The organism is Mesorhizobium sp. M0968 (assembly GCF_040319065.1).
Classification (GTDB): domain Bacteria; phylum Pseudomonadota; class Alphaproteobacteria; order Rhizobiales; family Rhizobiaceae; genus Mesorhizobium.
Genome location: NZ_JAMYNL010000028.1, coordinates 1 through 25,210, shown reverse-complemented (window position 1 = coordinate 25,210; position 25,210 = coordinate 1). Strand labels below are relative to the sequence as shown.

Annotated in this window: 18 protein-coding genes; 7 read left to right on the top strand and 11 right to left on the bottom strand. The window is 58.2% G+C overall.

The genetic code is table 11. The annotated features are described in order from the left end of the window. Positions 1-229: 229 nt before the first annotated feature. Positions 230-1,528: an HlyD family type I secretion periplasmic adaptor subunit gene (locus NKH67_RS28895; RefSeq protein WP_352472472.1), complete on the top strand. Its 1,299-nt coding sequence runs from the start codon at positions 230-232 to the stop codon at positions 1,526-1,528. A gap of 58 nt (positions 1,529-1,586) precedes the next feature. Here the strand turns inward: NKH67_RS28895 and NKH67_RS28890 are convergent, their stop codons facing one another. The 6 genes from NKH67_RS28890 to NKH67_RS28865 all read right to left on the bottom strand — a co-directional run bounded on the left by NKH67_RS28890 (position 1,587) and on the right by NKH67_RS28865 (position 7,769). Then, positions 1,587-2,849, bottom strand: a complete 1,263-nt coding sequence (locus NKH67_RS28890; protein WP_352501382.1) for a polysaccharide biosynthesis/export family protein — start codon at positions 2,847-2,849, stop codon at positions 1,587-1,589. Beyond that, entirely contained in the window at positions 2,836-4,110 is a 1,275-nt protein-coding gene (locus tag NKH67_RS28885; RefSeq protein ID WP_352501383.1) for a hypothetical protein, read from the bottom strand. Before NKH67_RS28885 ends, NKH67_RS28890 begins: the two co-directional genes overlap by 14 nt. Next, the gene (locus NKH67_RS28880; protein WP_352472469.1) at positions 4,107-5,111 is read right to left on the bottom strand and encodes an SDR family NAD(P)-dependent oxidoreductase; all 1,005 of its coding nucleotides are present in this window, start codon (positions 5,109-5,111) and stop codon (positions 4,107-4,109) included. The genes NKH67_RS28885 and NKH67_RS28880 overlap by 4 nt, the downstream gene beginning before the upstream one ends. 74 nt (positions 5,112-5,185) lie before the next feature. After that, positions 5,186-5,860 (bottom strand): sugar transferase, encoded by a 675-nt coding sequence (locus NKH67_RS28875; protein WP_352501384.1) that lies wholly within the window; start codon positions 5,858-5,860, stop codon positions 5,186-5,188. Further along, entirely contained in the window at positions 5,857-6,993 is a 1,137-nt protein-coding gene (locus NKH67_RS28870; protein WP_352472522.1) for a DegT/DnrJ/EryC1/StrS family aminotransferase, read from the bottom strand. Before NKH67_RS28870 ends, NKH67_RS28875 begins: the two co-directional genes overlap by 4 nt. 53 nt (positions 6,994-7,046) lie before the next feature. Continuing rightward, positions 7,047-7,769 carry a nucleotidyltransferase family protein gene (locus NKH67_RS28865; RefSeq protein WP_023675619.1) on the bottom strand — a complete coding sequence of 241 codons (723 nt, stop codon included), beginning with the start codon at positions 7,767-7,769 and terminating at the stop codon, positions 7,047-7,049. A gap of 511 nt (positions 7,770-8,280) precedes the next feature. On the opposite strand from NKH67_RS28865, the gene NKH67_RS28860 reads away from it, so the two are divergent. Further along, on the top strand, positions 8,281-8,958 hold the full coding sequence (locus tag NKH67_RS28860) for a LuxR C-terminal-related transcriptional regulator (RefSeq protein ID WP_023675618.1): 678 nt from the start codon (positions 8,281-8,283) through the stop codon (positions 8,956-8,958). Between the two features lie 183 nt (positions 8,959-9,141). Here the strand turns inward: NKH67_RS28860 and NKH67_RS28855 are convergent, their stop codons facing one another. Continuing rightward, positions 9,142-10,881 (bottom strand): PAS domain S-box protein, encoded by a 1,740-nt coding sequence (locus NKH67_RS28855; protein WP_352501385.1) that lies wholly within the window; start codon positions 10,879-10,881, stop codon positions 9,142-9,144. A gap of 286 nt (positions 10,882-11,167) precedes the next feature. Here NKH67_RS28855 and NKH67_RS28850 point away from each other — a divergent pair, with 286 nt between their 5' ends. The 5 genes from NKH67_RS28850 (at position 11,168) to NKH67_RS28830 (ending at position 17,165) form a co-directional block, all read left to right on the top strand. Further along, positions 11,168-11,878 carry a helix-turn-helix transcriptional regulator gene (locus NKH67_RS28850; protein WP_352501386.1) on the top strand — a complete coding sequence of 237 codons (711 nt, stop codon included), beginning with the start codon at positions 11,168-11,170 and terminating at the stop codon, positions 11,876-11,878. Between the two features lie 278 nt (positions 11,879-12,156). Continuing rightward, entirely contained in the window at positions 12,157-13,260 is a 1,104-nt protein-coding gene (locus NKH67_RS28845) for an NAD-dependent epimerase (protein ID WP_352501442.1), read from the top strand. A gap of 459 nt (positions 13,261-13,719) precedes the next feature. Continuing rightward, positions 13,720-14,970: an oligosaccharide flippase family protein gene (locus tag NKH67_RS28840; RefSeq protein ID WP_352472465.1), complete on the top strand. Its 1,251-nt coding sequence runs from the start codon at positions 13,720-13,722 to the stop codon at positions 14,968-14,970. After that, entirely contained in the window at positions 14,967-16,016 is a 1,050-nt protein-coding gene (locus NKH67_RS28835; protein WP_352472464.1) for a glycosyltransferase family 2 protein, read from the top strand. The genes NKH67_RS28840 and NKH67_RS28835 overlap by 4 nt, the downstream gene beginning before the upstream one ends. 99 nt (positions 16,017-16,115) lie before the next feature. Continuing rightward, positions 16,116-17,165 carry a class I SAM-dependent methyltransferase gene (locus tag NKH67_RS28830; RefSeq protein WP_352501387.1) on the top strand — a complete coding sequence of 350 codons (1,050 nt, stop codon included), beginning with the start codon at positions 16,116-16,118 and terminating at the stop codon, positions 17,163-17,165. Between the two features lie 295 nt (positions 17,166-17,460). Here NKH67_RS28830 and NKH67_RS28825 read toward each other — a convergent pair whose 3' ends face one another. From NKH67_RS28825 to NKH67_RS28810, 4 genes are read right to left on the bottom strand one after another with little or no spacing between them, the layout of a single operon-like run. Further along, on the bottom strand, positions 17,461-19,677 hold the full coding sequence (locus NKH67_RS28825) for a GumC family protein (RefSeq protein ID WP_352501388.1): 2,217 nt from the start codon (positions 19,675-19,677) through the stop codon (positions 17,461-17,463). A 1-nt stretch (position 19,678) separates the two neighbouring features. Then, the gene (gene asnB, locus NKH67_RS28820) at positions 19,679-21,673 is read right to left on the bottom strand and encodes an asparagine synthase (glutamine-hydrolyzing) (protein ID WP_352501443.1); all 1,995 of its coding nucleotides are present in this window, start codon (positions 21,671-21,673) and stop codon (positions 19,679-19,681) included. Positions 21,674-21,677: 4 nt separating this feature from the next. Continuing rightward, a complete protein-coding gene (locus NKH67_RS28815) occupies positions 21,678-22,934 on the bottom strand; it encodes an O-antigen ligase family protein (protein ID WP_352472460.1) in 1,257 nt (418 codons plus the stop codon). Further along, positions 22,931-24,151, bottom strand: a complete 1,221-nt coding sequence (locus NKH67_RS28810; protein ID WP_352501390.1) for a glycosyltransferase — start codon at positions 24,149-24,151, stop codon at positions 22,931-22,933. Before NKH67_RS28810 ends, NKH67_RS28815 begins: the two co-directional genes overlap by 4 nt. Positions 24,152-25,210: the final 1,059 nt, after the last annotated feature.

The following is a 25,210-nucleotide window of genomic DNA, read 5'->3' as shown; positions in this document are numbered from 1 at the left end:
AGTGTCTAACGTGACCATGTCGTCATATGCTGCGGTTGGCGGCGAAGGCCCGCCGACCGGGCAGAAGCCGCAGCCGGATGGGATTCGAGCCAATCTACCCTGGGGTACTCTGGTCCGGAGCCTAGCAGCACATTGTCGTTCCGCCGCACAAGGGTGCAGCCGGGCATATGCGAGGTATCGCTCTGCTGTTGCCGTGTCATACGTCGCAGCCGGTGGCGAAGGCCGTTCGTTGGAGACGAAGCCAGAGCCGGATGGCATCCGGGCCAATCTGCTCTTGGGCCTGGCAACCAGCTTGCTGTTGATCTTTGGCGGAGGGCTCTGGTTGGGATTGACCAAGATTGCCGGCGCGGTGATTGCGCCCGCAACCGTGGTGGTCGAAAGCAACATTAAAAAAGTCCAGCATCAAACCGGCGGCACCATCGGCGGAATCTTCGCTCAGGACGGCGATCATGTGAAGGCCGGCGATGTGTTGGTCAGGCTGGACAACACATTGACCCGAGCAAACCTGCAGATAGTCACCGAGGACCTCAATCGCGCCACCATTCGTCTGGCCCGACTGGAGGCCGAGCGCCAGGGTCTGCCGGAAATGCAGACCCCGCCCGACCTTCGCGCTCAAATGGGCGACCCGCAAGTGGCGGCACTTGTCAGTGGCGAGCGTGCCTTGTTTGAAAGCCGTGCTGCGGCGCTGGCTGGCCAGAAGGCACAATTACAAAGCCGCGCGAAGCAGCTGGAACGTCAGATCGATGGCCTCAAATCGCAGCAGTCTGCAACGGACGAGTCTCTGGATCTGCTGACCAAGAACCTTGCGGATGTCGAATCTCTCTACGCAAAGAAGTTGGTGTCCAAGGAGAGGTTGAGCAATGTCAGCCTGGACAAGACCCGGGCTCGCGGCGAATCGGGACGCCTTGTCGCAGCGATAGCAGAGGTCCAAGCTCACATCAGTGAAACGGACCTGCAGGTGCTTCAGCTCGACGAACAAATGCGGAGCGACGTGACCAACGAACTTCGCGAAACGGAAGCCAAGCAGACCGAGCTCAGTGAGCGCAAGGTGGTGGCCGAAGACGAACTCAGCAGGACAGACATTCGTGCCCCGCAATCGGGCACAGTACAAGAATCCTCGGTCCATACCGTAGGAGGCGTGATTGGCGCGGGAGAGGTGCTCATGATGATTGTGCCCGATTCCGACAACCTTGTCGTCGACGCTTCCATTCCTCCGTCGCGTATCGACGAGATTCATCCCGGACAGCAGGTGTCGATCCGCTTTCCAGCGTTCGACGCCGGCACCACACCTGCTTGCGAAGGCTCGGTCAAGCGCGTCTCAGCGGATCTGATCAAGGATCAGCAACGCCAGCTTTCCTTTTTTTCGGCGCGTATCGACGTCGAGAATGAAGCGACGTGCCTGACAGGAGAGAAAATCCTCAAACCGGGCATGCCCGCCGAAGTCCACATAAGAACCGACGAGCGCAGTGTCTGGTCCTACTTGATGAAGCCCCTCACCGACCAGTTTTCCAGAGCTTTCAGGCAGTAAAGCGGTTGCCACACTCAACCGACAGTGCGGCGGCCGATTGGATCGGGGCGCAGCCGATCTATCGGGTCGCTGCATTTTCGAGAGCGCTGCTGAATCTGACCTCGATCGTGTCTCCCGGCATGACCTCGGTGTCTTCTTGGGCAAGCTGTTTTCGCCATTCTTCGCCGACCTTGCGAATGATCGTGACCTCGGCCTGGATCGTTTCGCCGGCAACCGGCAATGGCAGAGCGGCCGCTCCCGTGGGCTGCAACTTCTGGCTGGCGGCGCGAAGTCTTGCGCCAACGTCGGCAAGACGCACGTTGGTATCCTTCAACTCAGTCAGCAGACCCATTCTTCTTTGGTTGACATTGCGTTCGTGCTGTCTGGTAAAATCGTCCTGCTGACGTCGTGCTCTCATAAGCTCAACCGACGTTTCGAGTGCCCGGCTGGAAGAAAGAACCAAAGCGCGCCGGACATCGGCAAGCCGGGTATTGGTTAGATTTCCGGACTCAAACGCTTTCCTTACGCGCGCCAGCTCGTCTTCGTCCGCCTTCACTCCATCCGCTTCGGCCTGCTCGCGCTTGAGCAGGGTCTCGGTTTGTGCAGCAGCATCCTTGCCACTTTTTTCGAGAAAGCCCTGCTCTTGCCGGAAGTTGTCCAACGAGAGCTTCAGCCCTTCCGCTTCAGCCTGCGCGATCGCCGACGCAAAACTTGCCGGCAAGGGAGATCCTTGTGGTGGCTGCATGTCGAAAGTCGGTTTGTCCTGAAGTTCGGCGCGGATGCGGGTGCTATGAAAATAATCTCTCGTATATTCCCCCCAAAGCGACTCGTAATCGCGCCGCAGATCCACCGGATCCGGGCCAACCTGGTTTGCCCGGGACCGCAAAAGGCTGAAACCGCCTGACACGGCAATCGCCTGCCGCACGGTCATCAGCGGGCGGTAGGCCTGCTGTCCGGGAGTGAGCACGTCGCCGGTCACATAGATCGGCCTGTACTCCGCAACCACGGCGGTCACGTCTGTCGGCTTGATGACGATCATTTGCTCCCGCCCATCAGGCAGACGCTGGTGGAATATCTTGGTCGGCAAGATCGTCTGCATGCGCGTTTGCAGTTCAGCCGGAGTTAAGCCCCCCACCGAAACCATCCCGACTTCGGGAAGCGCGATCGTGCCGTCCATCTGGACCACCGCACGTTGCGTTCGCTCCGGGATGGAGGCAATTCCAATCTCGACGGTGTCGCCGGCAGAAAGTCGATAGGCGACCCGCGGTTCCGCTGCAGCAGCCGTATTCATGGCAGCCAGCATACCGAACACGACAAGAAGCATTCGATCAACGAGGACCATTGGCGGCAATCTCCTTCTGGTTCGACCGCGGCTCTTCCGGCCAATCGAGACGGGTGACGAATTCGTAGACCGGCCCGCCAGGCACGCCCCAGTTGCTCGACCAGATTACCTGTGAGCCGTCGGGGGATGGCGAGGCATGGGTCTCGCTCCAGTAATCGGACGGGACGTTGTGAGTTTGCGTGACGCGTCGAACCTCCCCGCTGCCGTCGAGGCGAAGCGCGATCACCTCTCGCGCATATGGCGCCCAGTCGGGATTGGCAGATATCTCTTCCGGCTTGCCGCCATAGCTTACGAACACCCAACCGCGCCTGTCCAATGCCCGCAGGGATGCATGCTCGGCTTCGCCAAACTTCATAAGTGAGGTGACCTTTCCGTCGGCCAGCCTCCTTTTGATGACGTGATATTTGTCAGGGTCGGACTTGCTGATGCCCACGAAAACTTCGCTGCCGTCTTTATCCACCGTCATATCGCCATGGCCGGGGCGATGATGGTCAGTCCACCTCTGCCGCAACGTCCCGTCGACGGAGAAAATAGCCCGCTGCTCTGTGTCCTCGTTCACATTCTGAAAGCACAGGATGTTCGCTCCGAGCGGGGAGATCGAGCAGGCGCTGACGGTTCCGGCAAGCTGAGCAAGATCGATGTCCGGAAATTTCCGGCGCTGCTTGAGATCATAGGCAAATACAACCATCGCGCCATCCCCACGGATTGCGCGCACTGCTATGCGATCGCCGTCACGGCTGGGATTGCCTTTGGACGGCCCGAACTGAAGATCACGATAATTCGGCGAAACGAACAGGACGTCTTCGCGATTGGTCCGCGGCGCCCAGGTCGAAATTTTCCGGTCCTGAACGCAGATCATCAGATCGGCATTTTGCGGATGCCATTCGCATTCAGCCGATCGAGCACGACGGAAGAGCGGGACATAGGTCTGCCCGTCGAAAAAGCACATGCCATTGCAGCCGTTGGTGATGACGAGGAGAGTCTGGTCCGAATTCCAGGCCTGGGCGCTGGAATAACGGTGGCTGCAGAATTTTTTCTCGCATACGACTCCATTCCCAAGGGCCCCAGGCTTGGTAATGCGCATGAAAATTGTCCCGAAGGCTGGGTCGGTCGCGGGTTGGAGATAATCGGGCAAGTCCATCGTCACTGGCGCAACAAATTGTCTCGACGCGCTGCTTTGCCGACTGCCTGCCACGGTCAAATCCAACGACAAGGCAGCCGCAATCAACAGCGGAGCCAATCCTCCCGGGCGAAAGCTCATGTCATGTAGCCCATTTCGTGTCGCACCCGGCCTTCGCTGAGGCGCCCTTGCCACCATCCGATGGTCCGCTCCAGGCCTTCGCGCAGGCTGGTCTGGGCACGCCATCCAGTCTTGCTTTCGAGGAGCGAAGAATCGGCCAGCAAGGCACGCACCTCGGAATTCTGCGGCCGCAGGCGGCGCTCGTCCCGGTGGATTGGTTTCTTGCAGCCACTCAACTCGATCACCAGATCCAATATGTCCGAGATCGTCACGGCGCGCTGGCTTCCGGCATTGTAGGCATGGCCAAATTCGAGCTCGGCGGAACCTGCGGTCAAAAACGCCGCCGCGGTGTCTTCCACGAAAGTAAGATCGCGGATCGGGCTTGTGTCTCCCACCATGATCGCCGGGCATTTCTTGTCGAGAGCCTGGCGTATAATGGTCGGTACTATGGCCCGCTCACTCTGGCGCGGGCCGTACGTATTGAAGGGCCGCATGATAACCACAGGGATGTCGAACGATCTGGCGTAGGACTCCGCCATCATGTCCGCGCCGATCTTGGATGCCGAATATGGTGACTGTCCCTGCAACGGGTGCGATTCGCTGATAGGCATTGTCAGCGCGGTGCCATAAACCTCGCTTGTCGAGGTGTGCACCACACGCTCCGTATCCCATTGGCGCGCCGCTTCGAGGACGTTGACCGTGCCCAGGATGTTCGTTTCTACATAGGACTGGGCCGCGGCGTACGAATATGGGATAGCTATCAGTGCGGCGAGATGAAACACGACCGCCTGGCCACGCACGATCCGGTTAAGGAAGGCGCTGTCACGAACATCGCCGCGGATGAGGTTCAACTGGCTTCGAATGGTGTCCGGCAAATCGTCCAGCCAGCCGTGGCTGTCGAAGGAATTGTAGAGAGCCAGCGCAGTGACGTCCGCGCCGCTACGGACGAGTGCTTCGGTGAGATGCGACCCGATGAATCCGTCGGCACCGGTAACCAGAACTTTCCTGCCCTTGTATGCCATGACCCAAGCGTTCCCCCTATGACGTGAGGCACTGACTTTGCAAATCCACGAGAGTGCGGGTGTTCCACCTGCTCTCAAGTTCCGATCGGCGACGGCGAAACCACCCCAAGCACCGCCAGCAAGCCGCGCACCATCCACCCAACATCGGACCCGATCGTGCGCTGCGGATAATAGGAAAGGTCGAGCCTGGCTTTGGCAGGAAACAGAACCTGGCGATAGAACAGTAGCGGGTCCATCGATCGCGGATAGAAACGGGCTTCATGCCGGAAGAGAACCTGGGCTGGACCCAGCAAGCCTGGCTTGTATTGTAAAATGTCTTCGAAGCCCCCGCGAAAACAATCGGCGAAGGCAAGGCTCTCCGGGCGTGGCCCGATGATTGCCATCTCGCCTCTGAAGACGTTCCAAAGCTGTGGCAGTTCGTCGAACTTGGTGACCGCGAGGAACCGTCCTATCGGCGTCATGCGGCTGTCATCGGCCATGGTCAGAGCCAAGCCACCGGGGTCACATTGCACGCTGAACTTGCGAAACTTGTACATGCGGAATGGGCGAGCACCGGCCCCGACGCGGGTCTGTGTGAAGAAGATGGGCCGACCGCCTTCCAGCAGCAGCGCCACGGCAATCAGCAGCATCAGCGGGGCGAAGACGATCGCCGCGGCTGCAGCAATGACGAGATCGATTGCTCGTCTCGCAGACCCATGGGCGGCGCTCGAGCCGTTAGGCCTGTGAATGGCTAGGTCCAGGGCATTCATGCGGCTGTTCCTGTCTGAGCGCAGTTATTGACCGCCGCGGCAAGAGCGACCACCACCGTTTCGACCAAAGGTGCGGTGATCTGCGGATGCAGCGGTACAGTCAGTTCGCGCTGGGCGAAATCTTCAGTGCGCGGTAAGTGAGTACCGGGAATGAGCTCACGATAGAGCGTCATCTGGTGCACCGGCGGGTAGTGGATAGTGGTTTGTATCCCTTGCCCGCGCAGTGCGTCGATGACGTCTTGCCTGTCGGCGTAACGTGGCAAAAGGATAGGCATGATGTGGTAGGCCGACGTCCGCGGCTCGTGGAACGGGATGGTCACGGCTGGGCAATGCTTCGCTATGAGACGACGATACAGCATGACCAGGATACGCCTGATCTCATTCCACTCCTGCAGATTTTGCAGCTGGACCAGTCCGATCGCAGCCCGCAATTCATCCATGCGATAGTTGAATCCGAGCATGGTGACATCATACTGAGGGGTGCGGCTGTTCAGCCTTTGACGTGTCCCGGTGGTCATCCCATGTCCACGCGCCTGGCGGATTGTCTCGAGCAGACCGGCATCCCTGGCGATCACAGCCCCGCCTTCCGCCGTGGTCATGTTCTTGTTGCCGTAGAAGCTGAAGGCGGCCGCGGCACCAAATGTCCCCACCTCCTTCAAGCCCGGCGCATGCGCGGCGTCCTCGACGATGTGTAGCCCCCGGGCACGGGCGAACCTCTGCCATTGTTCCCGATCGGCGAGGTAGCCGGCGAAATGAACGAGAATGATTGCCTTGGTGCGGGCCGTGCATTTCGCTTCGGCTTCCACGATCGACATCAGCGGCACGTCGGCTGACTCGATGTCGACGAAAACCGGCGTCGCACCGACATAGAGGACCGCATTTGCGGTCGCCACGAACGTCAAGGATGGCACCAGCACCTCGTCGCCCGGTCCGATGCCAAGTGCGTGCAAAATGAGATGAAGCGCTGCGGTGCAAGAACTGACCGCGACGCAATCCTCCGCATCATGAACGTCGGCAAAAGCTTGTTCGAAGGCTCGTACCTGCTCCCCCATGGTCAGCCAGCCGCTGTCGATGACCCTGGTCAAAGCAGTCTTCTCCGGCACACCCAAGATCGGGGCACTGACCAAGAGCATCACAACCTCCTAGACTGATAACTGTGGGAACCGGGCTCGTGACTTCATCATCATCATGCAGCCGTCGCAGTGACCTCGATCGAGGCCGACTGGTCTTCCCAGGAAATGGTCTGTGCGTTCTGAAAATCGTCGACGCGCCCGATATCGAGCCAGAGACCCTCATGCTTGTACACGTGCACGGTTGTGCCATTCTGCATCATCTGCAGCATCAGGTCGTCGAACCCAAAGGGTATGCCGGATGGGATAAACTGCAGAACATCCGGGTTCATGCAGTAAATTCCCATGCTGACCAGATGCGAAAGCGTCGGCTTCTCGCGAAAGACCTGCACGGTATTGTCGACTTCGTCGATGACGCCGAAATCCATCTTGATCAGGCGACAGGCTGTTGCGATTGTCACTGGATCGGTGTGCTTACGGTGCGCTGCTACAAATCGACTGAGGCTTAGATCCGTAAGGACATCGCCATTGAGAACGATGAATGGCTCCGTCAGTTCATCCCTGATCAAAGACAGTGGCCCGATGGTGCCAAGCGGCTCCATCTCCTGCGTATATCGAATTTTCAGGTTCCACTGCGAGCCATCTCCACACACGGTGCGGATCAAGTGGCCGAGATACCCGGTTGTAATATAAACTTCCTGAATGCCGTTGCGTCGCAACCATTTCAGAAGCATCTCGAGAACCGGCCGTGCGCCGATCGGCATGAGCGGCTTCGGCAAGACCGAAGTGAAGGGGCGGAGGCGTGTTCCCATTCCTCCACATTGAATAACCGCTTTCATCCTGGTCCTCCCTTGTTCATTCGGCCTGAACGCCATCGTCACGGGCCGGCTATCCTGCCCTGGTCAGCACCCGGGAAACGCGTTCTTGTCCCCTCAGAAGAACCGGTGAGATTTCCCGTAGAAGACCGGTGAGATTACTCCACTGTCCCCTGATCCGGACATTGCATCTGGATGGTATGTGGCCGTCAGGGTGGATGTCGTCGTGCATTCGAATGGTAACAATTCAGCCGTTTTGCTGTTCTATATCTTTAGGCCTATAGCACTGCTGAACGACCGGCCGGTCTGTCAGCTGTCCAAAAGGTCAGAACGTATGTTCGACGACGTTCGGCGGGTTTCGCTCTCAAGGGGCAAAAAAAGAGGAGCGTTTCCCGTCATTTAAGATTATATTAGAAATCTGGCGTTTGCGGTGTTGGGGGTGCCGCAGCGTCGGCTGGATGAATCGACGAGTGGATGGCCACGATTTTCAGGCCATTGCCGTTCAATCCATTCAGATAGGCGTTGGGGTAGTTCAATGTATCGAATCGTCATCGCCGACGATCACGGCTTGTATCGTCGCGGCTTGCGATTGGCACTGACCGCAGGCATTCCAGGTGTGGAGATCTTTGAAGCGTCCTGTTTCGACGCGGTGCTCAGTTTGCTGGCAGAGCAGTCGTTCGTGGATCTTGCGATCCTGGATCTGAATATGCCGGGCCTGTTCAATCAAGAAGTGCTCGGCGGGATCCTGTCTGCCTATCCGGACACGCGATTTGCGATCGTTTCCGGAAACGATTCACGCTCGGAAATACTCACAGCTCTGTCGATCGGGCTTCACGGCTACATCGTAAAATCGCAGACGGACGAAGAGGTTGTTTTGGCCGTCAATGAAATCCTCTCCGGCCGCATCTATGTTCCTGCACTTCTGTCACGCCCGGGAGCGACGCAAACAACCCACGCGCATACCCATTCCGACGACAAAGGCCCACAGAGGCGTACCGCTGGCGTCAACCTTGGCAGGCTGACTTCGAGGCAAAAGGAAGTCCTCAAGCTGATGGCGGAAGGCTATTCAAACAAGGAAATTGCGCGCGATCTGGAAATCGCGGAGGCGACCACGAAAATCCACGCTGCTGCGGTTCTGCGTGAATTGGGGGTACGCAATCGGACCGAGGCTGCCGTTATGCTGAAGACTTGGCTTTCGAGACATGCCAGCTAGAGCACCGCGCGTCCTTTTGGACGTGCAAACGGCGTCGCAAGACTCCTCATGCATTTTACTGCATATCCCAAAGCCGCGGCGCAGCTTTGGGCCGACGACATTCTTGGAAGGAACCCTGCGCATCTCAAAGGCCGCTCAGCGCGACCCGCCTTTAGATATCTGCTTTCCGATTGGAGCACTGCACTACAATCCGATTTCCTTGCGTGACAGCCGCAGCGAATACCGTAACCCTTGGTCCGATATTTCCAGCCTGGGAGAGTGACCGACAAGCGGCGCTCCATCCACTCCGATTATCATGGAACCGAAGCCATGACGGACTACGCTCGAGGTCCGCCGCCGCCCCGATTCCACCCACTCGAACGCGATCTCGCTGCCTGTGTCTTCAGGTGCGAACGTCCAGCTTACGTCGATCCGGCCTTTTGGATCGCCAAGCGCTCCATACTTCATGGAATTGGTGGCAAGCTCGTGAACGATCATCGCAAAACTCTCGGCGGCGCCTCCCGACATCGTCACGGAAGGACCGCCGACCGATATGGCGCGTGTTCCCATATATGGTTGCAATTCTTGAGCAACGAGATCGTTTAGCGTCCCCGATACGCTGCCGTTGCGTGAAAGAAGCAGATGGGTTGCCTCAAGCGCGCGTATCCGGTCGATCAGCATTTCCTTGTATTTGGCAACATTGTTTCCAGGAGCATCGACCATTTTCACGAGCGCCGTGATCACCGCGAAAACGTTGCCGAATCTGTGACGCTGTTCGAGCATGATGCGCTCCCGCTTCTTTGCCGCGGCGCGCAGCAGCGTGGTTTGTCGTCTCTCGCTCAGGTCGGCGGCCACTCCAAGCCGCTGTCCACCATCATCATGTCTTTCCTCCCTTCCGCGCAGCGCAATCCAGCGGATATGTCCGTCCGGTCGGCGGACGCGTATCTCGACATCGTAATTCGTGACCGATGGTGCGGCCTTTCTCGATGCCGCCAGCTTCGGCCAGTCCGCCGGATGAACGACAGCTGACAGCTCCTCCAAACTGCGGCTATTGGCCTGGGCCAGGCCGAGAATGTCCCAGAACGTGTCCGAGCCCGTGACTATCCCGTCTTTAAGGTCTATGCGCCACGTGGCCAAGCGTCCAGCAGACAGAGCGAGGTCCAGCCATTCCTTCTGGGCCCGAAGCGCTTCGTGAACAGCGCGTCGTTCCGAAATATCGTCGACCACCACGAAGATGCTCTCCGAGAGGCCACCCTCGGGCACGGACGAAGAAAGCGTTAGCCTAGCCCAGAATGCCGTACCGTCCTTTCGTGACAGACGCACCTCCGAAACGAACGAAGAAATGTCATTGCCCAGCCTCGCCAGCAATTGCGCCAAGGTATCCCGGTCGTTCGGATGGGCGAGCGTATCAAGCTGTAATTGGGCAAGCTCCTCCTCCCTGTACCCGGTCATCTCACAAAGGCGTCTGTTGGACTGCAGCAACTCACCTTTCTTGTTGGTGTTCGCGAATCCCATGGCAGCACGTTCGAAGGCCCAACGATAGCGGCTTTCGGTCGCCTCGACGGCAGCGAGCCTGGCCTCCGCGACTTCCAGCAACTCACGCAAGTCCTGCCGCAGACGATGGAAGGTCATGGCAATCACGCCACCCGAAACCAGAAGCAGGATTGCGCGTGCCCAGTCTCCACTTGAAATCTGATCGTGTCCTCGTGCCCACAGCCCGACAGCAACCATCAGAATGGTCGCAGCGAGCGCAGGTACGCGGTCTTCGAGATAAGCGATAATAATAATAGCCGGAATAAATTCCAGAAAACTGGCGCCTTGCCCAATATAGGCTGACGATTTTATTTCAAATATCAGTGTGGCAGCTAACACCGATGCAGACGCAATATGAGTTAGCAATCTGCCCGACGGGTTCGAATTCGACCTGCGCGACTGCGAGCTCATGGACACAGACTACAACCTTCTGACTAGCCCGTCGAGACTAGAGCAAAAAACGTACAGCTTAGTACCACTGCCGGATTGCCATACCGCTATCATAGCGCGCATTTTATCGGACGCAGCGGGGCCTAAGAGCTGCCTTAGAACTGTCGGATCATATTAAGTTTTCAAGGTGATGATGAACGTATTATCCGTCAGCGCATAGAAGACTATAATCCAGCTACACATAGAAGACTACATGAATCCCGAATACTTATTTCGGGCGTGTGAAACTTTGGGTTAGGGGTAGAAAATGAATCTGATCGATAGACAGGTCGATGCTTCTTCGAACGGTCGGTATATTGTTACGAGGACCAAGTATGATTTTGAAGCGCGGAATACGCGGCCCTCTTCTGGTCACCTTCCCGATCGCGCATCGGATCCATTGGACGCAAGGTTCGGCGAACCAAAAGGCCGCAGTCTGGAATCCATAACCGGCGTGCTTGATCGCATTGGCTGTGGCTATCTCGTGCTGAATCGCGAAAGAAAAGTAGTCGAGTGGAACGCAGCCGCCCAAACCACGCTTGAGCGCCAGGGCGAAGCGGCCGACACGGCGAGCGGACTTACGGCCGCCCTAAGGCGGCTGATCGCGAATGTTCCGGGCCAATTCCTGCCGGGCTCGTTGTCTTGGGTGGTGATCCGCAGCAGGGGCGACCGACCGGTGATACTGAACGAGAACGGCGTTATCGCTCCCGACGGAACGAGCATTGTGGCGCTGCTGGATCGCGACAACAGGTCGGGGCCAAATCCTCGGACGCTGCAAAGAATGTTTGGCTTGACGAGCGCAGAAACGCACCTCGCCTTGCGCTTGGCCCAGGGCGACGCACCTTTGGAGATCGCTCGCAGCTGGCGTCTCAGCCGCACCACGATCCGTTCCCAGCTTGCCTCGCTGTTCGCCAAGACCGAAACAAAACGCCAGGCGGAACTGGTGGCCCTTCTTGGGCGTATTTCGGTCCTGCCGTAAGGGCCGCGCAGTTGTTGGGGTCTAGTGGCGGCATCCACATGCGACGGGGCTTGGTCGACCGGTGCTGGAGGCCGTTCCAACCTAGCTTGGCAGGTCACGTTGCGCAGCGCATGGCCGGCGCCTGCTCACCTGTGCCGACGCCGACGCCCCGGCACATAACATCCCGGCACAATTGGCCGGGATCTCGGAATAGGCAATTCGACACTGTCGAGTGACGTCGAAGGGGCAAAAAATTGGATCATGATTTAAACGGTGGTTCCGTTCTTTCTGCGGAAAATATGGAAACCGCCCGATCCCGGTCAGACCGCGCCGTGAAGGAACTCGCCCCGATAGGACCGATCGTCGTCACCGGTGCTGCAGGCTTCATTGGTTTTCACGTCGCCTTGCGGCTTTTGCGTCTGGGTGTCGAAGTCGTCGGCGTCGACAATTTCACCCCCTACTACGATCCACGACTCAAGGAAGCGCGGTTTGCACGTCTCTGTGCCGAGCCGGGCTTCACTTCGATGCGAATTGATCTGGCGGATGCCGCCCGCGTTCAGTTGCTGTTTTCAGAATTTCGCCCCTCACACTTTGTCCATCTCGCGGCTCAGGCCGGCGTGCGTCATTCACTTGCTGACCCGCATTGCTATGTGCAATCGAACATAGTGGCGTTTCTCAACGTCCTTGAGGGCTGCCGGCACTTCGGCGTTAGTCATCTCGTCTACGCTTCGTCGAGCTCCGTCTACGGCTCAAATCGAAGCACACCGTTTTCTGAGCATCACGGCGCAGACCATCCTGTCAGTCTGTACGCCGCAACCAAGCGTTCAAACGAATTCATGGCGCATTCATACAGTCATTTATTCTGCTTGCCCGTGACCGGACTGCGCTTCTTCACCGTTTATGGCCCCTGGGGCAGGCCCGACATGGCAGTCTACATGTTCACGCGTTTGATTATCGAGGGGAAACCAATCGAAGTAGCCAATGCCGGCCGCGTGTGGCGAGACTTCACCTATATCGACGACGTCGCTGAGGGGGTGGTTCGAGCACTCGCTGCACCGCCGCGACCCGACCCGGGTTGGGATTTTCTTACCGCAGATCCCGCCACAAGTTCTGCACCGTACCGCGTCTATAATATTGGCAACGACCGACCGGAGGAGATTAACCGGCTGATTTCGCTCATCGAGACCGCCCTTGGCTGCCGGGCGATTCGCGTGGAAGTGCCTCTACCACCGGGCGACGTTCTGGAGACTCGCGCCGACGTGAGTGATCTTCGTAACGCTGTCGGCTTCGCCCCGGCGACAACGCTCGAGGACGGAGTGCAACGCTTTGTCGAATGGTACCGGGACTTTCATGGAACGAACATCGCAGCCAGCACACAGCAACAAACGTTAATGCATGTGTAAGCCCACCGTGTAATCCGCGCCTTGTCGGAGCGACGAATCCACGCGTCGGCCATCCTTGTCGCGGCTGCTGGTCTGGTCAAAAGATCCAGTTGGTACCGCATAACGTGACGACGACATTCCCGAGCATCGATGCCCGCGCGATCCCGCAGAAATCAGTTCATCGCGGGCAAGTCCAACGAGCGGTCTCAATTTCAGAGCTGCAGTTGTGCCCCGCCCGGAGCACAAAGAATTCGCTACATCGCCGCTCCGCCGAACGATGTCATTCAGATGGATGATGGTGACGTTCAGGCCCCATCGTAAGCTCCGGTCAACCGCATTTTGCCTCCTCGGAATCGCGAGCTCATGTCCCAAAGCTACTTTCTGAGATCCAGGACGGTTCCTACGGTCGAGAAAATAATCACCCGTGTTCCTCCAAGCCCGATCGGCAGGATTCTGCGCGCGGCAGGAGGCGTTTCGGCCATGGCGATTGCCGGTCAGTTGACTCTCGTCGCCGCTATTCCCGTTTTGGCCCGGCTCTATTCCCCGGCAGATTTCGGGATCTTCACGATTTATCTTTCGATCGTAAACATCCTCGGCGCGATCGCAGCACTGCGTTTCGAGGCCTCTCTCTATGGTGTCAAGGACAATGCGCGGGCGTATGTGACTGTTAAGCTCATTCTCCTGGCTGTGTCGGTGACGAGTGTCCTCGCCTTTGCGGCAGGACTGCTGTGGGCGAGCATCGCTCCAGCGCGGGTCGGCCACCTCGCCTGGCTCGTTCCACTTGGGATGGCGGGCGCAGGTCTCGTCGAAGCCATGAACTGCTGGAGCCTGCGCGCAGGCCTGCTACGAGACTTCGCCCTCGGCCGCCTGATCTTGCCGGCGACCATGGCCCTGCTGCAATTGATTTTTGGGCTCGCCCATTTCGGAGGTGAGTCGATGGTACATGCCCATATCCTGAGCCAATTCATTTTTATCGGACTCCTCGGCTCTCGGATTCTGAGCTGGAAGGACTTACACGGCGTCGCCCGAGCGCCGTGGCGTACCGTCTTTGCCGTCGCCAGGCGAGAATACAAGTTTCCGTTATTTGACATTCCCTCAGCTCTCGCGAGTTTCGCCATTATCAATCTTCCCGCAATACTTGTTGGTTCGCTGTTTGGCGCCGCTTTTGCGGGTTACCTGGGCGTGGCAGCGCGGCTGGTGACTGCGCCGGTCACACTGATCGCCACCCCGCTCAGCAATGTTTTTGTCTCCGAGGCGAACAAAAACAGTGATCGCAGACATCTGCTCGGCACCGCACGCGGCCTCTTGATGCTTTCAGCCTGCCTCACTGCATTGCCAATATTGGCGCTTGGCCTGGCTGCGCCATATATTGTCGTCCCCCTGCTGGGCCCGCCCTGGGTTCCCGCCGCAGACATTATGACCGCGCTGGCGTTCATGGGGGCTGCGCAGGCGTTGGCGACGCCGCTTCAAGATGTCCCAGCTCTCCTGCGCCGGCAGGAGCTACGGCTTCTCGTCGACGGCGCGCGGACGGCGCTGGTGTTTGGTCCGCTTCTTGCCGGTGCTGAGGCAGGTTGGGAACCACTCAAGGTCATTTATCTGATGGCGGCCGGCGGCGGCGTCGGGTTTGCACTGAAAACGGCGGCCTCTCTGTATATTTTGAGCCATGCCATTAAACCAGCGGGAGCTGCCATACCAAAACAAGGTCATCATCTCGAGGGAAAAGCACCATGAAACAATCGCAGCTTGATCAGCTCCAAACGACCGCTGTGGTTGACCAACATCATCGCGCTGATGCTTCGCGACTGCGCCCTTTCATTTCAGTTGCAATCCCAACCTTTCGCCGACCGGACACGATCCGTCGGGCAATGGATAGCATTCTGAGTCAGAATTTTTCCAGTTGGGAGTTGGTCGTCAGCGACGACGAGGGCCGGGACGGACCGACCTGGGCAATCGTGGCCGAGTATGCGCGGACCGAGCCTCGCATCCGAATTGTCGAAAACTGCCGGGGCCGCGGTCAGGTAGAGAATACCAACAATGCCATGCTCGCTTGCGCCGGAAAATGGATCAAGCTGCTCCATGACGATGACTGGCTCGCCCCGGGCGCACTCAAGACCTTTGCCGAGGTTTCCACCAAGCATCCCTCAGCTGCATTCATGACCTGTGCAGCCAATATAATTGAGGACGATCGGATGAAATTCCGATTGCCACCGCAGGGGCGGCAACGAATTTCCGTCTACTCAAGCCAGCAATGCCTGACGGACCTCTATCTGGTCCGCACGACGCGGAGCCTTGGGATCATCCCATCGACGCTTTTGATCAACCGCGACGTCATTCACGCGGGTTGCCTGATGCGCGCCCATAATTCAATCCCAGCTGGAGTCGACCAGCTGTTCTTTGTCGATCTGGCCTGCCACGGAGACATGGTCGCGATAAACGATGGCTTGATCTTCTACGACGCGACGAACCACCCGAGCATCACTACAACCAAGAGTTTCGATGAGGTCGATCAGGTAACGCTTGCCGTCAAAGAGCTTAACTGGAACCTCATCGAGGATCGTAAACATCTTCCCTGCCCTGAGACTCTGTTACGGGCGCTGCGGGTTGCTCGTCTTCCCAGCAGATTCCACCAGCAACCCTGGCGGGCGACGATCCGAGATGCGATGCAAATTCTTCGCCCGTCAGTTATGAAAATAGCGAGCCAGCACATTCTTACTTACGTGTTCGCGATCCGCCCGAGACTGGGTCGATTGCGTAGCCTGAGACGATTTAGCTTCTGAGCATGGCGGCATCGTCGAGCGCGACGGCGGGCGGGCTGGGGCGCATCATATACCGTCGAAGGCGGCTTTCCTTCGGTCTGGCCTTTAGGGGTAAGCGAGATGACCATTTGTCCGGCGTGTGCCAGTGTATCAACCGCGAAATTGTTCGAAGTGACAGCAGATGAGGCCTCTCGACATTTCATCAATCCGCGTCAGGACCCCGATCGCTCTCGAAAATTAACAAGCCACCTGTCGGATCTCTGGGGCAGCAACACATGCGATATCCGCAAATGCGCAGATTGCGGATTCGGTTTTGCAGATCCCTTCGTCGCTGGCGGCGTTGAATTTTATAACTTAGCCTGGGCGTACCCTTCCTATCCGACCATGAAATGGGAATATTCAAGGACTATCGAAGAGCTCGCGGGCCTGAAGACTGGCGGAAAAACTGCCCTCGAAGTGGGGTCTGGGTTCGGATATTTTCTCGATCGCATCAAGAATAAATTCTTCCATGTTTCCGACATCTCTGCGGTCGACTACAACGAAACGGCGAGGTCTGTACTGGCGTCGAAAGGCTTTAAGACCTATTCAGGCGATTTTCGGATGAACAGCTTCGATTCTATGAAAGAGTCCTTCGACTTTATTTTCATGTTTCAAGTCTTCGAGCATATGGACCAAGTGGACGACGTTTTTGCTCGATTGAAATATCTTCTGAAGGCGCAAGGATCTGCCTTTATCGCCGTGCCAAATGAAAACAGAACTTACTACATGGAGTCCCATGGCTCGCTCATAGACATGCCACCAAACCACATCGGCCGATGGACGAAAGAAGCCTTCGATGCCATATGTCAGCGGCACGGCTTGCAATTGAGCAAGTGCGAGCGGGAGCCGTTCAATCTCGCCAAATTCCTGAAACAAGACATCGTCCACAGCTTTTTCCGAAAGGGAGAGAAACCAGGTAGCGTGAGTGAGTTCGTGCGCGCCCTGCCGCGAAGCAAAGCGCAACGGATTGCGCAAGGTTTGACTGCCCTTGCGATTTCACCATCGCGGTTGCCGGCATGGGCATACGCGGTCAGGAATGCATCGACGATGGGGGGGAGCGCACTCTGGGCAAAGATCGACAAAGTCTCGTCACCTGCGCTACGGATTCATCGCCAAGCCAAGCAGCGATGAGCGGGTCCGCGTGAAGGGTGATTTCGACACCACTAGGCGCGCGGTGAACGCCAAGCAGACGAAGGACGGCGTCAGGCGCGTTGCCTCAGATGGGGTCCGGAATTCATGAATGCCCGTCCGGCGGCTCCTGGCCGTAGGTTCCGTTGTGACACTTCGGACCCACGCTCCGGATGGATCTCTCCGCGACAACCCCAGCTACTGCCGGATGGCCCGCGCCCAGCAGCCGATCGGCGCAGCGCCTAGCGCGGTGATTTTCAACCAAGCGGGAAGTGCGCAACAACAAGAGCCGCGCTCGTCATGTCCTCTCCAGCAAGAGGTCAGCGCTGTCCCCGAACCGGTAACCAGCGTGCTTCCTGAGATTAACCTTCGTGAGAACGCTTGCGACGGGGACCGAAGCTGGTGCATCGCCCGCAAGCAGGTCCAAAACGCCTCGCGCGATGCTGCGTCGCGTTTTCGCCCAGCGAACGGCGAAAAGAACTACGTCACCCCAGCCTGTCAGGAGCCTGGCCTCTGGTCCCTCAAGCCCCAGCGGTCCATTTATGATGACGACCCGATAGATCGAGTGCAGTTCATCTTTGAAAGGGGAGCCGTCGACACTGGACAGCAAGGGCAGCAGATCCTCCGACGGTGCGAGCGCCATGAAGTCGATCCCGATCGCCGACATTCCTGCTATCGCATCGTGCAGTGCACAACGGTCACTCACATAGTCTCCGAAAAAATTGTGCGGCTTACGTGCGCTGAATTCCTTCACAAACTCGCCCGTAAGGCGGTGGTCCGTGCGGTCCAGATCAATGAAGAGTACTCGCCCTCCAAGTCTGGTGGCCGCCAAGGCCATGCTCCATGCGAGCTCGGTCTTGCCATCATCCTCACCGCAGGATGTTATCAAGATTATGTTCGAGTAATCCCTTGCCTGTTGGGGCGCCGCGGCGACAAGCAGGGACGTCACGGCGCGGCTGTATCTGCACCCCTGCTGGCCTGAAACCAGCTGCTGCAGTCGCTTCGCGTGCGTTGTGGGAGCCTGGGGTATTAGCCCGAGGCACGGAACCTTGAGCGCTGCTTCAGCTTCGGCCTCTCCGCGCAAAGTGCGATCGAAGCGTTGGCGGACAAGTATGAAAATCCCTCCAATCAGGCCAAACACGACCATGCCAGGCGGAATAAGAAAAATTGGCGAAAGAGTCGTTGGATTGGTAGGGGGCCACGCCGCTGAGAGAAGCCTGACTCCGGGGGATGGACTTGCAATACGCCGCATCAAGTCCTGTTGCCGGGTCAAAAGGTCGTTGTAGCGCTGCGTCAGGATGCTGACCTGCGGCTCGAGAGCACGCAGTCCGGAAAGCCGGCCGGCTGTATCGGCCACAACCGCATCTAGGACATCCTTACGCTTTTGCAGCGCCGCAATCTGGGAGCGATAGATGTTTGCCTCAGCAGCGACGCGGGCGATTTCTTGTTCGATCTCACGATCGATCGCATTTGTGACATTCTCATCTGCCGTGCCGTTGGCCTGGCCTGCCAAGAGATCGGCCAGCAAGGGTGATTCGATGGCTTCGGCTACCGAGGCAACGGGCGCGCCCCCCTTTCGCAAGTCCTGAATGTGTTGGAGTCGAGATTCCGTTGCGGAGAGGTCCGCTTTCGACAAGGAAATTTGCTGAGTGAGTTCGGCTGTCTCCTTGGCAGCATTGTCCGCCGCACCTTGATCGACCGCGCCATGGCTCAACCGATATCTCTCCAGACGATCGGTCGCTTCTGCCAGACTGCTTTGTATAGTCGGCAGCCCGGAGACTATCGAGTCGAGTTCCAGCCTGTCCGACGCTTGGCTTTTCCTTGCCAGATCGCCAATATACACTTCGACGAACGTGTTGGCGATCAGAGCGGCTCGCGCCGGATCGTGATCTGTGAAGCCGACACTGATAACTCTCGATCGCAGCTCCTGGCCGATCCTCATACCTTCACGCAGCACCTTGAGTTCAGCCGCATCTGGCTCCGCCGGCGTGCTTCGCGGCCAAATTTTGGCCAGCAAATCGGCTGGAACCGAGCGCAAATTCAGCGGCTCGACGCCAACAAGCTTCGGAGGATGGTTTCCGGTTCGAGCACCAGCCTGTTTAGCACCATTGGCAGCATCCGTTTTGCGCAGCGCTGCCACTACGCTTCGCAGGTGGCTTTGCGATGAGAGCATGGTGATATGGTCGTCAATGCTGGAATCCAGCTGATCCTGAGCAGAGATCAAGCCGCCGGCAGGGGCTGCTCTACTAGGTGCGTCGACGATTACCTGCGTGGTGGCCTCGTATAGGGCAGGCCGTGCAAGCCCTCCAAGCGCGGCCAAGACACCGCCTGCGACGACCATGGCCAGGAGGAACCACTTTTTTCTTGAGAGGGTAACGAGGAGCTGATGGAGCGGGGTTTGCGTGTCCATCTGCTCACGCAACGGCCGTTTCATGCGCGGAGTGATTTCGCGCGCAGGCAAGTGCATTTCGGTAACGTGCGGAAGGTGGATGCGGCTAACTATGGACCCTTCCATCTTAATCTCCTGTAAGTTCGGGCACGCGAGAACCCGTTGCTGGCGGCGATGGCCGCCTTGCCTCGTTGTGCCAGGCCTGGAACATCAAAGCCGGCCACAATTCGCGAGAATGGTCGTGCCTGCCATCGACGTGACCGCGCCAGCACGCATCCACCTTCGCAAGGTCGAAAATTCCGTCTCCGGAGATGCGCATATCGGCGACAAGATCGTTTGCCCAACTGAGCAGCGGGCCCCTCAGCCAGACTGCTATAGGAACATCGAAACCTTGCTTTGGCCGCTCGATCAGTCGCTGCGGAACGTACCGGCGCAACAACTGACGAAGGATCCACTTACCTTTGCCATTACGAACCTTGGTATTCGTCGGCAGGCGCCAGGCGAATTCGACAACCCGATGATCGAGTAGCGGGCACCGCCCCTCGAGGCTGTTGGCCATGCTGGCGCGGTCCAGCTTCACCAATATATCGCCGGGCAGGTAGCCGTCCATATCGTCATACAAAAGACGGGACAGCAGCCCATCAAGCCGGTGCTCGACGTGGATTGATGAGGGGGGCTGGTGCAGGCTGAGGTTCTCCGTCGACGATCTCGTCAGTCGCCGAAACAACTCGTCCTCATCGGCTGCAGCGAGTAGCTGAGCGAGGCGATCCAGCCGGTCGCCCCGCAGCGCATGCCGTGCACCCTCCGAAAGCGGCAGCTTCCCGACGAGATCGTGACGGGCTGCACGGGCCAGTAACCCAGTGCCTGCCGCGAGCGCCCGACGCAGTGCCGACGGCAGAGTATGCTGTCGTCGCAGGCGGGCAGCCATGAAGTGGCGGGCGTAGCCGGCGAAGCATTCGTCGCCACCGTCACCCGACAGAGCCACCGTAACGTGCCGGCGGGCGAGCCGCGCCACCAGCAGAGTTGGTATCTGCGATTCGTCAGCGAAAGGCTCGTCCCAGATCTGCGGCAATTCTGGAATGACTTCGCGCGCTACGGCAGCCGAAAGGTGGAGTTCGGTATGGTCGGTGCCCAGATGCCGCGCGACTTCCGCCGCGTGGGGAGCCTCATCGAACCCGCCCTCTCCGAAAGCGATCGTGAACGTGCGCACCGGCTTGTCCGATTGAGCCTGCATCAGGGCTACAACCGTCGAGCTGTCTATTCCGCCCGACAGGAAGGCCCCGAGCGGAACGTCAGCGATCATGCGCTCCCGAACGGCAAGTCGAAGCAGGCCATCCAGTTCAGTGGTAAGTTCTTCGTCACTGCCGACGACCTGCTCCGCCCGCCCTTTGGCGGCGGTTTCGGCTAGCGACCACCAGTATCGAATACGATGCGCTAGCGAGGCGGCACTTCGCGACGCGGCGAAGTCAGCTGCCGTCACCGACAGGACCGAACCCGGCGGTAATTTGAACACGCCTCGCCAGATGCAGCTGTCATCCGGTACCCATCCGTTCGAAAGCATCGCCGCGGCCGCATTGATATCGAGCTCCTGACAAAAACCTGGAAAACGGGTGATCGCCTTCAACTCAGAGGCAAAAACAAGCGCATCACGTGTTGAGGCGACATAAAGCGGCTTTTTGCCCATTCGGTCGCGGGCGAGATGGAGCGTCCTCGTCTTCAGATCCCATAGTCCTAGCGCGAACATGCCGGCGAAGCGTGTGAGTGCTTTTTCGAGGCCCCAATTCTCAATAGCGGCAAGCATGACCTCGGTATCGCTGGTGCCCCTGAAATGACGACCTGTACTTTCCAGTTCGCAGCGCAGATCGCGGAAATTGTATATTTCGCCGTTAAACGTAATGACGTATCTGCCGCTTTCGGAATGCATTGGCTGGCAGCCCGCCTCCGACAGATCAACAATGGCCAAACGCCTGTGACCGAAGGCAAGCCCGGCTTCGCTATGTATCCAGAATGCCTCGCCATCCGGTCCGCGGTGACGAAGCGCGGCCGTCATTTGCTCTATTGCCTTGAGCGGCTTCGTGTCGGCTGAATCGGGGGCAAGAAGAATTCCGGCAATACCACACATGCCATTAACCCGGATTGTTGGAGATTGCAGAAACTGCTTTCGGAGCACCGGCGACAAGGCAGATGGTCAGCGCAAACCACACGATCGGGTGACGGATGATCAGGTGCGGCATTCCGAAAATAGCGATTGACACCACGAGCGCTAACAGCGCGTCGAGCTTCGCACGCCATACCGACACGATGGCGGCGCTGACGATCCAGACCAGCGCCAGAACCGCAATAAGTCCACCTTGAGTGTACAGGTCGAGGATCGTGTTGTGAGCCTCGAAGGGTCGTTCCAGAAATTGCGATTCGAACACTGATGGGCGCTCGAGATGCGGACCTGGACCAAGGCCCAACGACCCGGATTCCGCGCCCTTCTCTATTGCTTCGTCCCAGAGATGCACGCGGAGTGCGGCGGTTTCGGCAGTGGCCTCGCCGCCCTTGTCCTTGGTCAGGCCCTTGGCGAAGTTTTCGAGGACGCTCGCCTCCGTCACGGCGTAGGGGGTTATCGCGATCGCCAACGGAAGGATACCGACGAGCAACAGGAGGACGGCTTGCCGTGAAAAGCTGCCCCTGTTGCCACCGGTCTTGAGCCATGTCCTGATCCGCAGCCCGAGGAACGTCAGGCAGGTCAGGATACTGGTATACAAATAGGTATCGCTCTTTGTCAGCCTCCCGACATAGAAGGTTAGGAACAAGCTGGCGATCCCAAGAAACCTGCCCCATCGATTGCTGGTGGTGGTCGCAAGATGCAAGGCTAGCGGGCCAAAGATTGCGCAGTAGAGCGCGAGCTGATTTGGATTGTGCGACCAGCCGCGAAAGCGGTCCCAGTACCAGGGATCGACGCCAGCTCGGGGGATCCAGCCCCAGCCCTGTCCCAGCTGAATGGCAAGGGCCATATTCGCGATACCCACGACCCACCAGCCAGTACGACGGAGATGGCGGTCGGCGTCGGGTTCTGCAGCGGCAAGGCAGGTGACGCTGACCAACAGCAGGTAGGCCATCGTATCGTGCATCAGGCCCGTCAGGTATAGAACTGTGGTCAGATAGCCGACAACGGTGCCGACCCCCAGAGCCAGCGCCATGATCGTCCAGTAACTTGCAAGGAGTGTCAGCGCCGGCCTGGTCTCCAGGCGACCGCCGGCAAGGACGCGCGCGATCGACAGCATGATCCAAAGCACGAGGAACAGTTCGCCAATCCCCAAGGGCGACCCGGGAATGTCGAGTTGCTCCGCATAGGTCGTTGCGAGCCCGCAGGCCAGGATCGCGTCCCGGATCATCGGCGCACATCCAATCTACCGCTGACAGCATCGTCTCTAATTAAGATCGGATACGCCGGTCGGGCGAGGCCACCGTGGGATTTGGCGCCAAGGATATTTTCGTACAGATCGCAATACTGAGCGACCACCCGCGGCAGCGCGAACTGCTCACGGACGAGTTCGACAGAACGACCGCCCATGATTTTTCCGTGACTGCGGTCGGACAGGATGTCGACTATTCGAGATGCAAGGCCATCGGCGTCGTAGGGTTGGACTAGGTAGCCGTTCCATCCATCCTCGACCACCTCATTGCAGCCGGGCATCTTTGAGGCGACCATGGGCAATCCCGCCAGCCCTGCCTCAAGCAGGACGCGCGGGATTCCTTCTCGATATTGTGTGGGGAAGGCGAACACGTCGGCCATGCCAAGAAGGGCTGGAACATCGCGTCGTGGGCCTAGCGCGATGATATGAGGAGCGTGTCTATCGATTTCCGACTTGTCGACTGCAAATGGACCTTCGGACTCCCAAGGGCCGACAAGCACGAAACGCGCATTAGGCCTTTTAGAAAGGACGCGGGGGACTGCTTGGAGCAGCGTCGGGATGCCCTTCTGGCGGGTTAGCCGGCCCACAAAAATTACGATCTCTGCTGACTGGAGCCCGAGTTCCTGGCGCATTTTCGCCGCCGGCGGAGCAAGATGCCTCGCCATAGCGAACGCATCGACATCGATGCCAGAACTGCGGATCACTCTTCCGCTGCCAGGTTCAATCAATCGAAAGCGCTTGAAGAAAGCCTCATCGTCCCGATTCTGAAATACCGTCGCTGCCGTCCAGAAGGAGGCAAGCCATTGTAGTCCGCAAAAAATTGGACGTAAGGCCAGAGCCCGCGGTTCCAACGATGAGAATGTCCAGCCCAGGCCGTTGATCGTGCGCACGACCGGGACCGTTCCGCGCACCGAAATGGGTGTCAGCAGGTTAGGCTTGGTATCGAAGCTTTGGACGATGTCAGGCCGGAGTTCCGCAAGCAATTTCCGAATCGCTCTTACAGCGGTCCACTCGCCAGTGCCGCTGGCAAATCGGTCGAAACCGTAGCGGCGATGCGGAATGCCATGCCGCAAAAACGCAGCCTCATCGCCGGTTGAAACTGCCGTGACCCGGAAGCCGCTTTCGCGCAGCGACATTAGGAACGGAATTCTCAGGGCGTGATCTTCGCCTCCCACACAAACGAGATGCGGATTCATCCCGAAGCTCCCGTCCGTGCGCCGTGTTCCGGTCGCGTGAAGTAACTGCCTTTCGCATCTGCTTTCATGGTTTTGCTTCGTTACTTCTGTGCGCGTGAAAGGATACGGTAGGAGGAGGCTTGCATACTGTCCTCGTCTGTTTGAATGAGGCAAACTGCATGGGGATCACGGCCTTACGGGTATCGCGAACCGCCTCGACGGCATCTGGTGGTGCATAGGAACGGGTACGGTGATGAATTGCGCCTCGAACACTAGGGGTTCGGCCAAGCCGGACTTGCAACTGATAAGGCAACCGAAGAAAGCGCTTCCGACAGTCGAGCGTTGTACGGCTGCTCTACGCTGGGCGCGTCGGATTCCTAAGCTCCCGGTCCGGGTTCGCGCCTCAGCTTGACCCGCTTGTGCTCCCAGGCATGATAGTCGACCCCTCAGCCACAACTCCTGGCGCAACCTGCCTCCTTGCGACCAGCGGATAAGCCGATTCGGACCGTTCCGACGCCGGCGACCTGATCTGCCGACCGATTTCACGCGACGAACGCGCGGACACCTACGAATTATCCACAACTAATTGGTTGCGGGATTGAGACTGTGGAGGGGTCTGGCTCTTAGGTGAACGTCTGCCTGATCTCTCAATGCGCGGGTGAACAGTTAGATAGAAACATAATTTACAAGTTTATTTCAGCGATCTGCAAGATACGCTCTAGATATTAAACTACCTGTCTTTCAATCTAACCAGATGGGCTGGATAAAACACGGCACTTTGATGGGATCATATTCTTGTTACTTATTTATTATGTCCATGGAAGTTACTCCTTCCGTGCAGCATTCCTATTGGCGATCAACCATTCTATCAGAGCCTGCAGGTATGTGATTTGGCGCTAATATACACCCTCTAGTAGGCAGACATCCGCGGGGCGCTATCGAATCAAAATGAGGGATTATGGATGGCAACTCTGCACTATGCATCGGGTGGATCCGCCACCGAAATCGCAACCGCCGGCTTCAATCTGGCTGACGTTCAGTATGTTTCGCTGGTCGACGCATTGCCTGACGGCATGAAAG

Excerpts from the sequence above, each read along its gene's own strand:
- NKH67_RS28850 (WP_352501386.1), top strand. The coding sequence starts at position 11,168 with ATGAATCTGATCGATAGACAGGTCGATGCTTCTTCGAACGGTCGGTAT.
- NKH67_RS28840 (WP_352472465.1), top strand. The coding sequence starts at position 13,720 with ATGGCGATTGCCGGTCAGTTGACTCTCGTCGCCGCTATTCCCGTTTTG.
- asnB (WP_352501443.1), bottom strand. The coding sequence starts at position 21,673 with ATGTGTGGTATTGCCGGAATTCTTCTTGCCCCCGATTCAGCCGACACG.
- NKH67_RS28890 (WP_352501382.1), bottom strand. The coding sequence starts at position 2,849 with ATGGTCCTCGTTGATCGAATGCTTCTTGTCGTGTTCGGTATGCTGGCT.
- NKH67_RS28810 (WP_352501390.1), bottom strand. The coding sequence starts at position 24,151 with ATGAATCCGCATCTCGTTTGTGTGGGAGGCGAAGATCACGCCCTGAGA.
- NKH67_RS28845 (WP_352501442.1), top strand. The coding sequence starts at position 12,157 with ATGGAAACCGCCCGATCCCGGTCAGACCGCGCCGTGAAGGAACTCGCC.
- NKH67_RS28870 (WP_352472522.1), bottom strand. The coding sequence starts at position 6,993 with ATGCTCTTGGTCAGTGCCCCGATCTTGGGTGTGCCGGAGAAGACTGCT.
- NKH67_RS28855 (WP_352501385.1), bottom strand. The coding sequence starts at position 10,881 with ATGAGCTCGCAGTCGCGCAGGTCGAATTCGAACCCGTCGGGCAGATTG.
- NKH67_RS28865 (WP_023675619.1), bottom strand. The coding sequence starts at position 7,769 with ATGAAAGCGGTTATTCAATGTGGAGGAATGGGAACACGCCTCCGCCCC.
- NKH67_RS28880 (WP_352472469.1), bottom strand. The coding sequence starts at position 5,111 with ATGGCATACAAGGGCAGGAAAGTTCTGGTTACCGGTGCCGACGGATTC.
- NKH67_RS28815 (WP_352472460.1), bottom strand. The coding sequence starts at position 22,934 with ATGATCCGGGACGCGATCCTGGCCTGCGGGCTCGCAACGACCTATGCG.
- NKH67_RS28825 (WP_352501388.1), bottom strand. The coding sequence starts at position 19,677 with ATGGAAGGGTCCATAGTTAGCCGCATCCACCTTCCGCACGTTACCGAA.
- NKH67_RS28875 (WP_352501384.1), bottom strand. The coding sequence starts at position 5,860 with ATGAATGCCCTGGACCTAGCCATTCACAGGCCTAACGGCTCGAGCGCC.
- NKH67_RS28830 (WP_352501387.1), top strand. The coding sequence starts at position 16,116 with ATGACCATTTGTCCGGCGTGTGCCAGTGTATCAACCGCGAAATTGTTC.
- NKH67_RS28835 (WP_352472464.1), top strand. The coding sequence starts at position 14,967 with ATGAAACAATCGCAGCTTGATCAGCTCCAAACGACCGCTGTGGTTGAC.
- NKH67_RS28860 (WP_023675618.1), top strand. The coding sequence starts at position 8,281 with ATGTATCGAATCGTCATCGCCGACGATCACGGCTTGTATCGTCGCGGC.
- NKH67_RS28885 (WP_352501383.1), bottom strand. The coding sequence starts at position 4,110 with ATGAGCTTTCGCCCGGGAGGATTGGCTCCGCTGTTGATTGCGGCTGCC.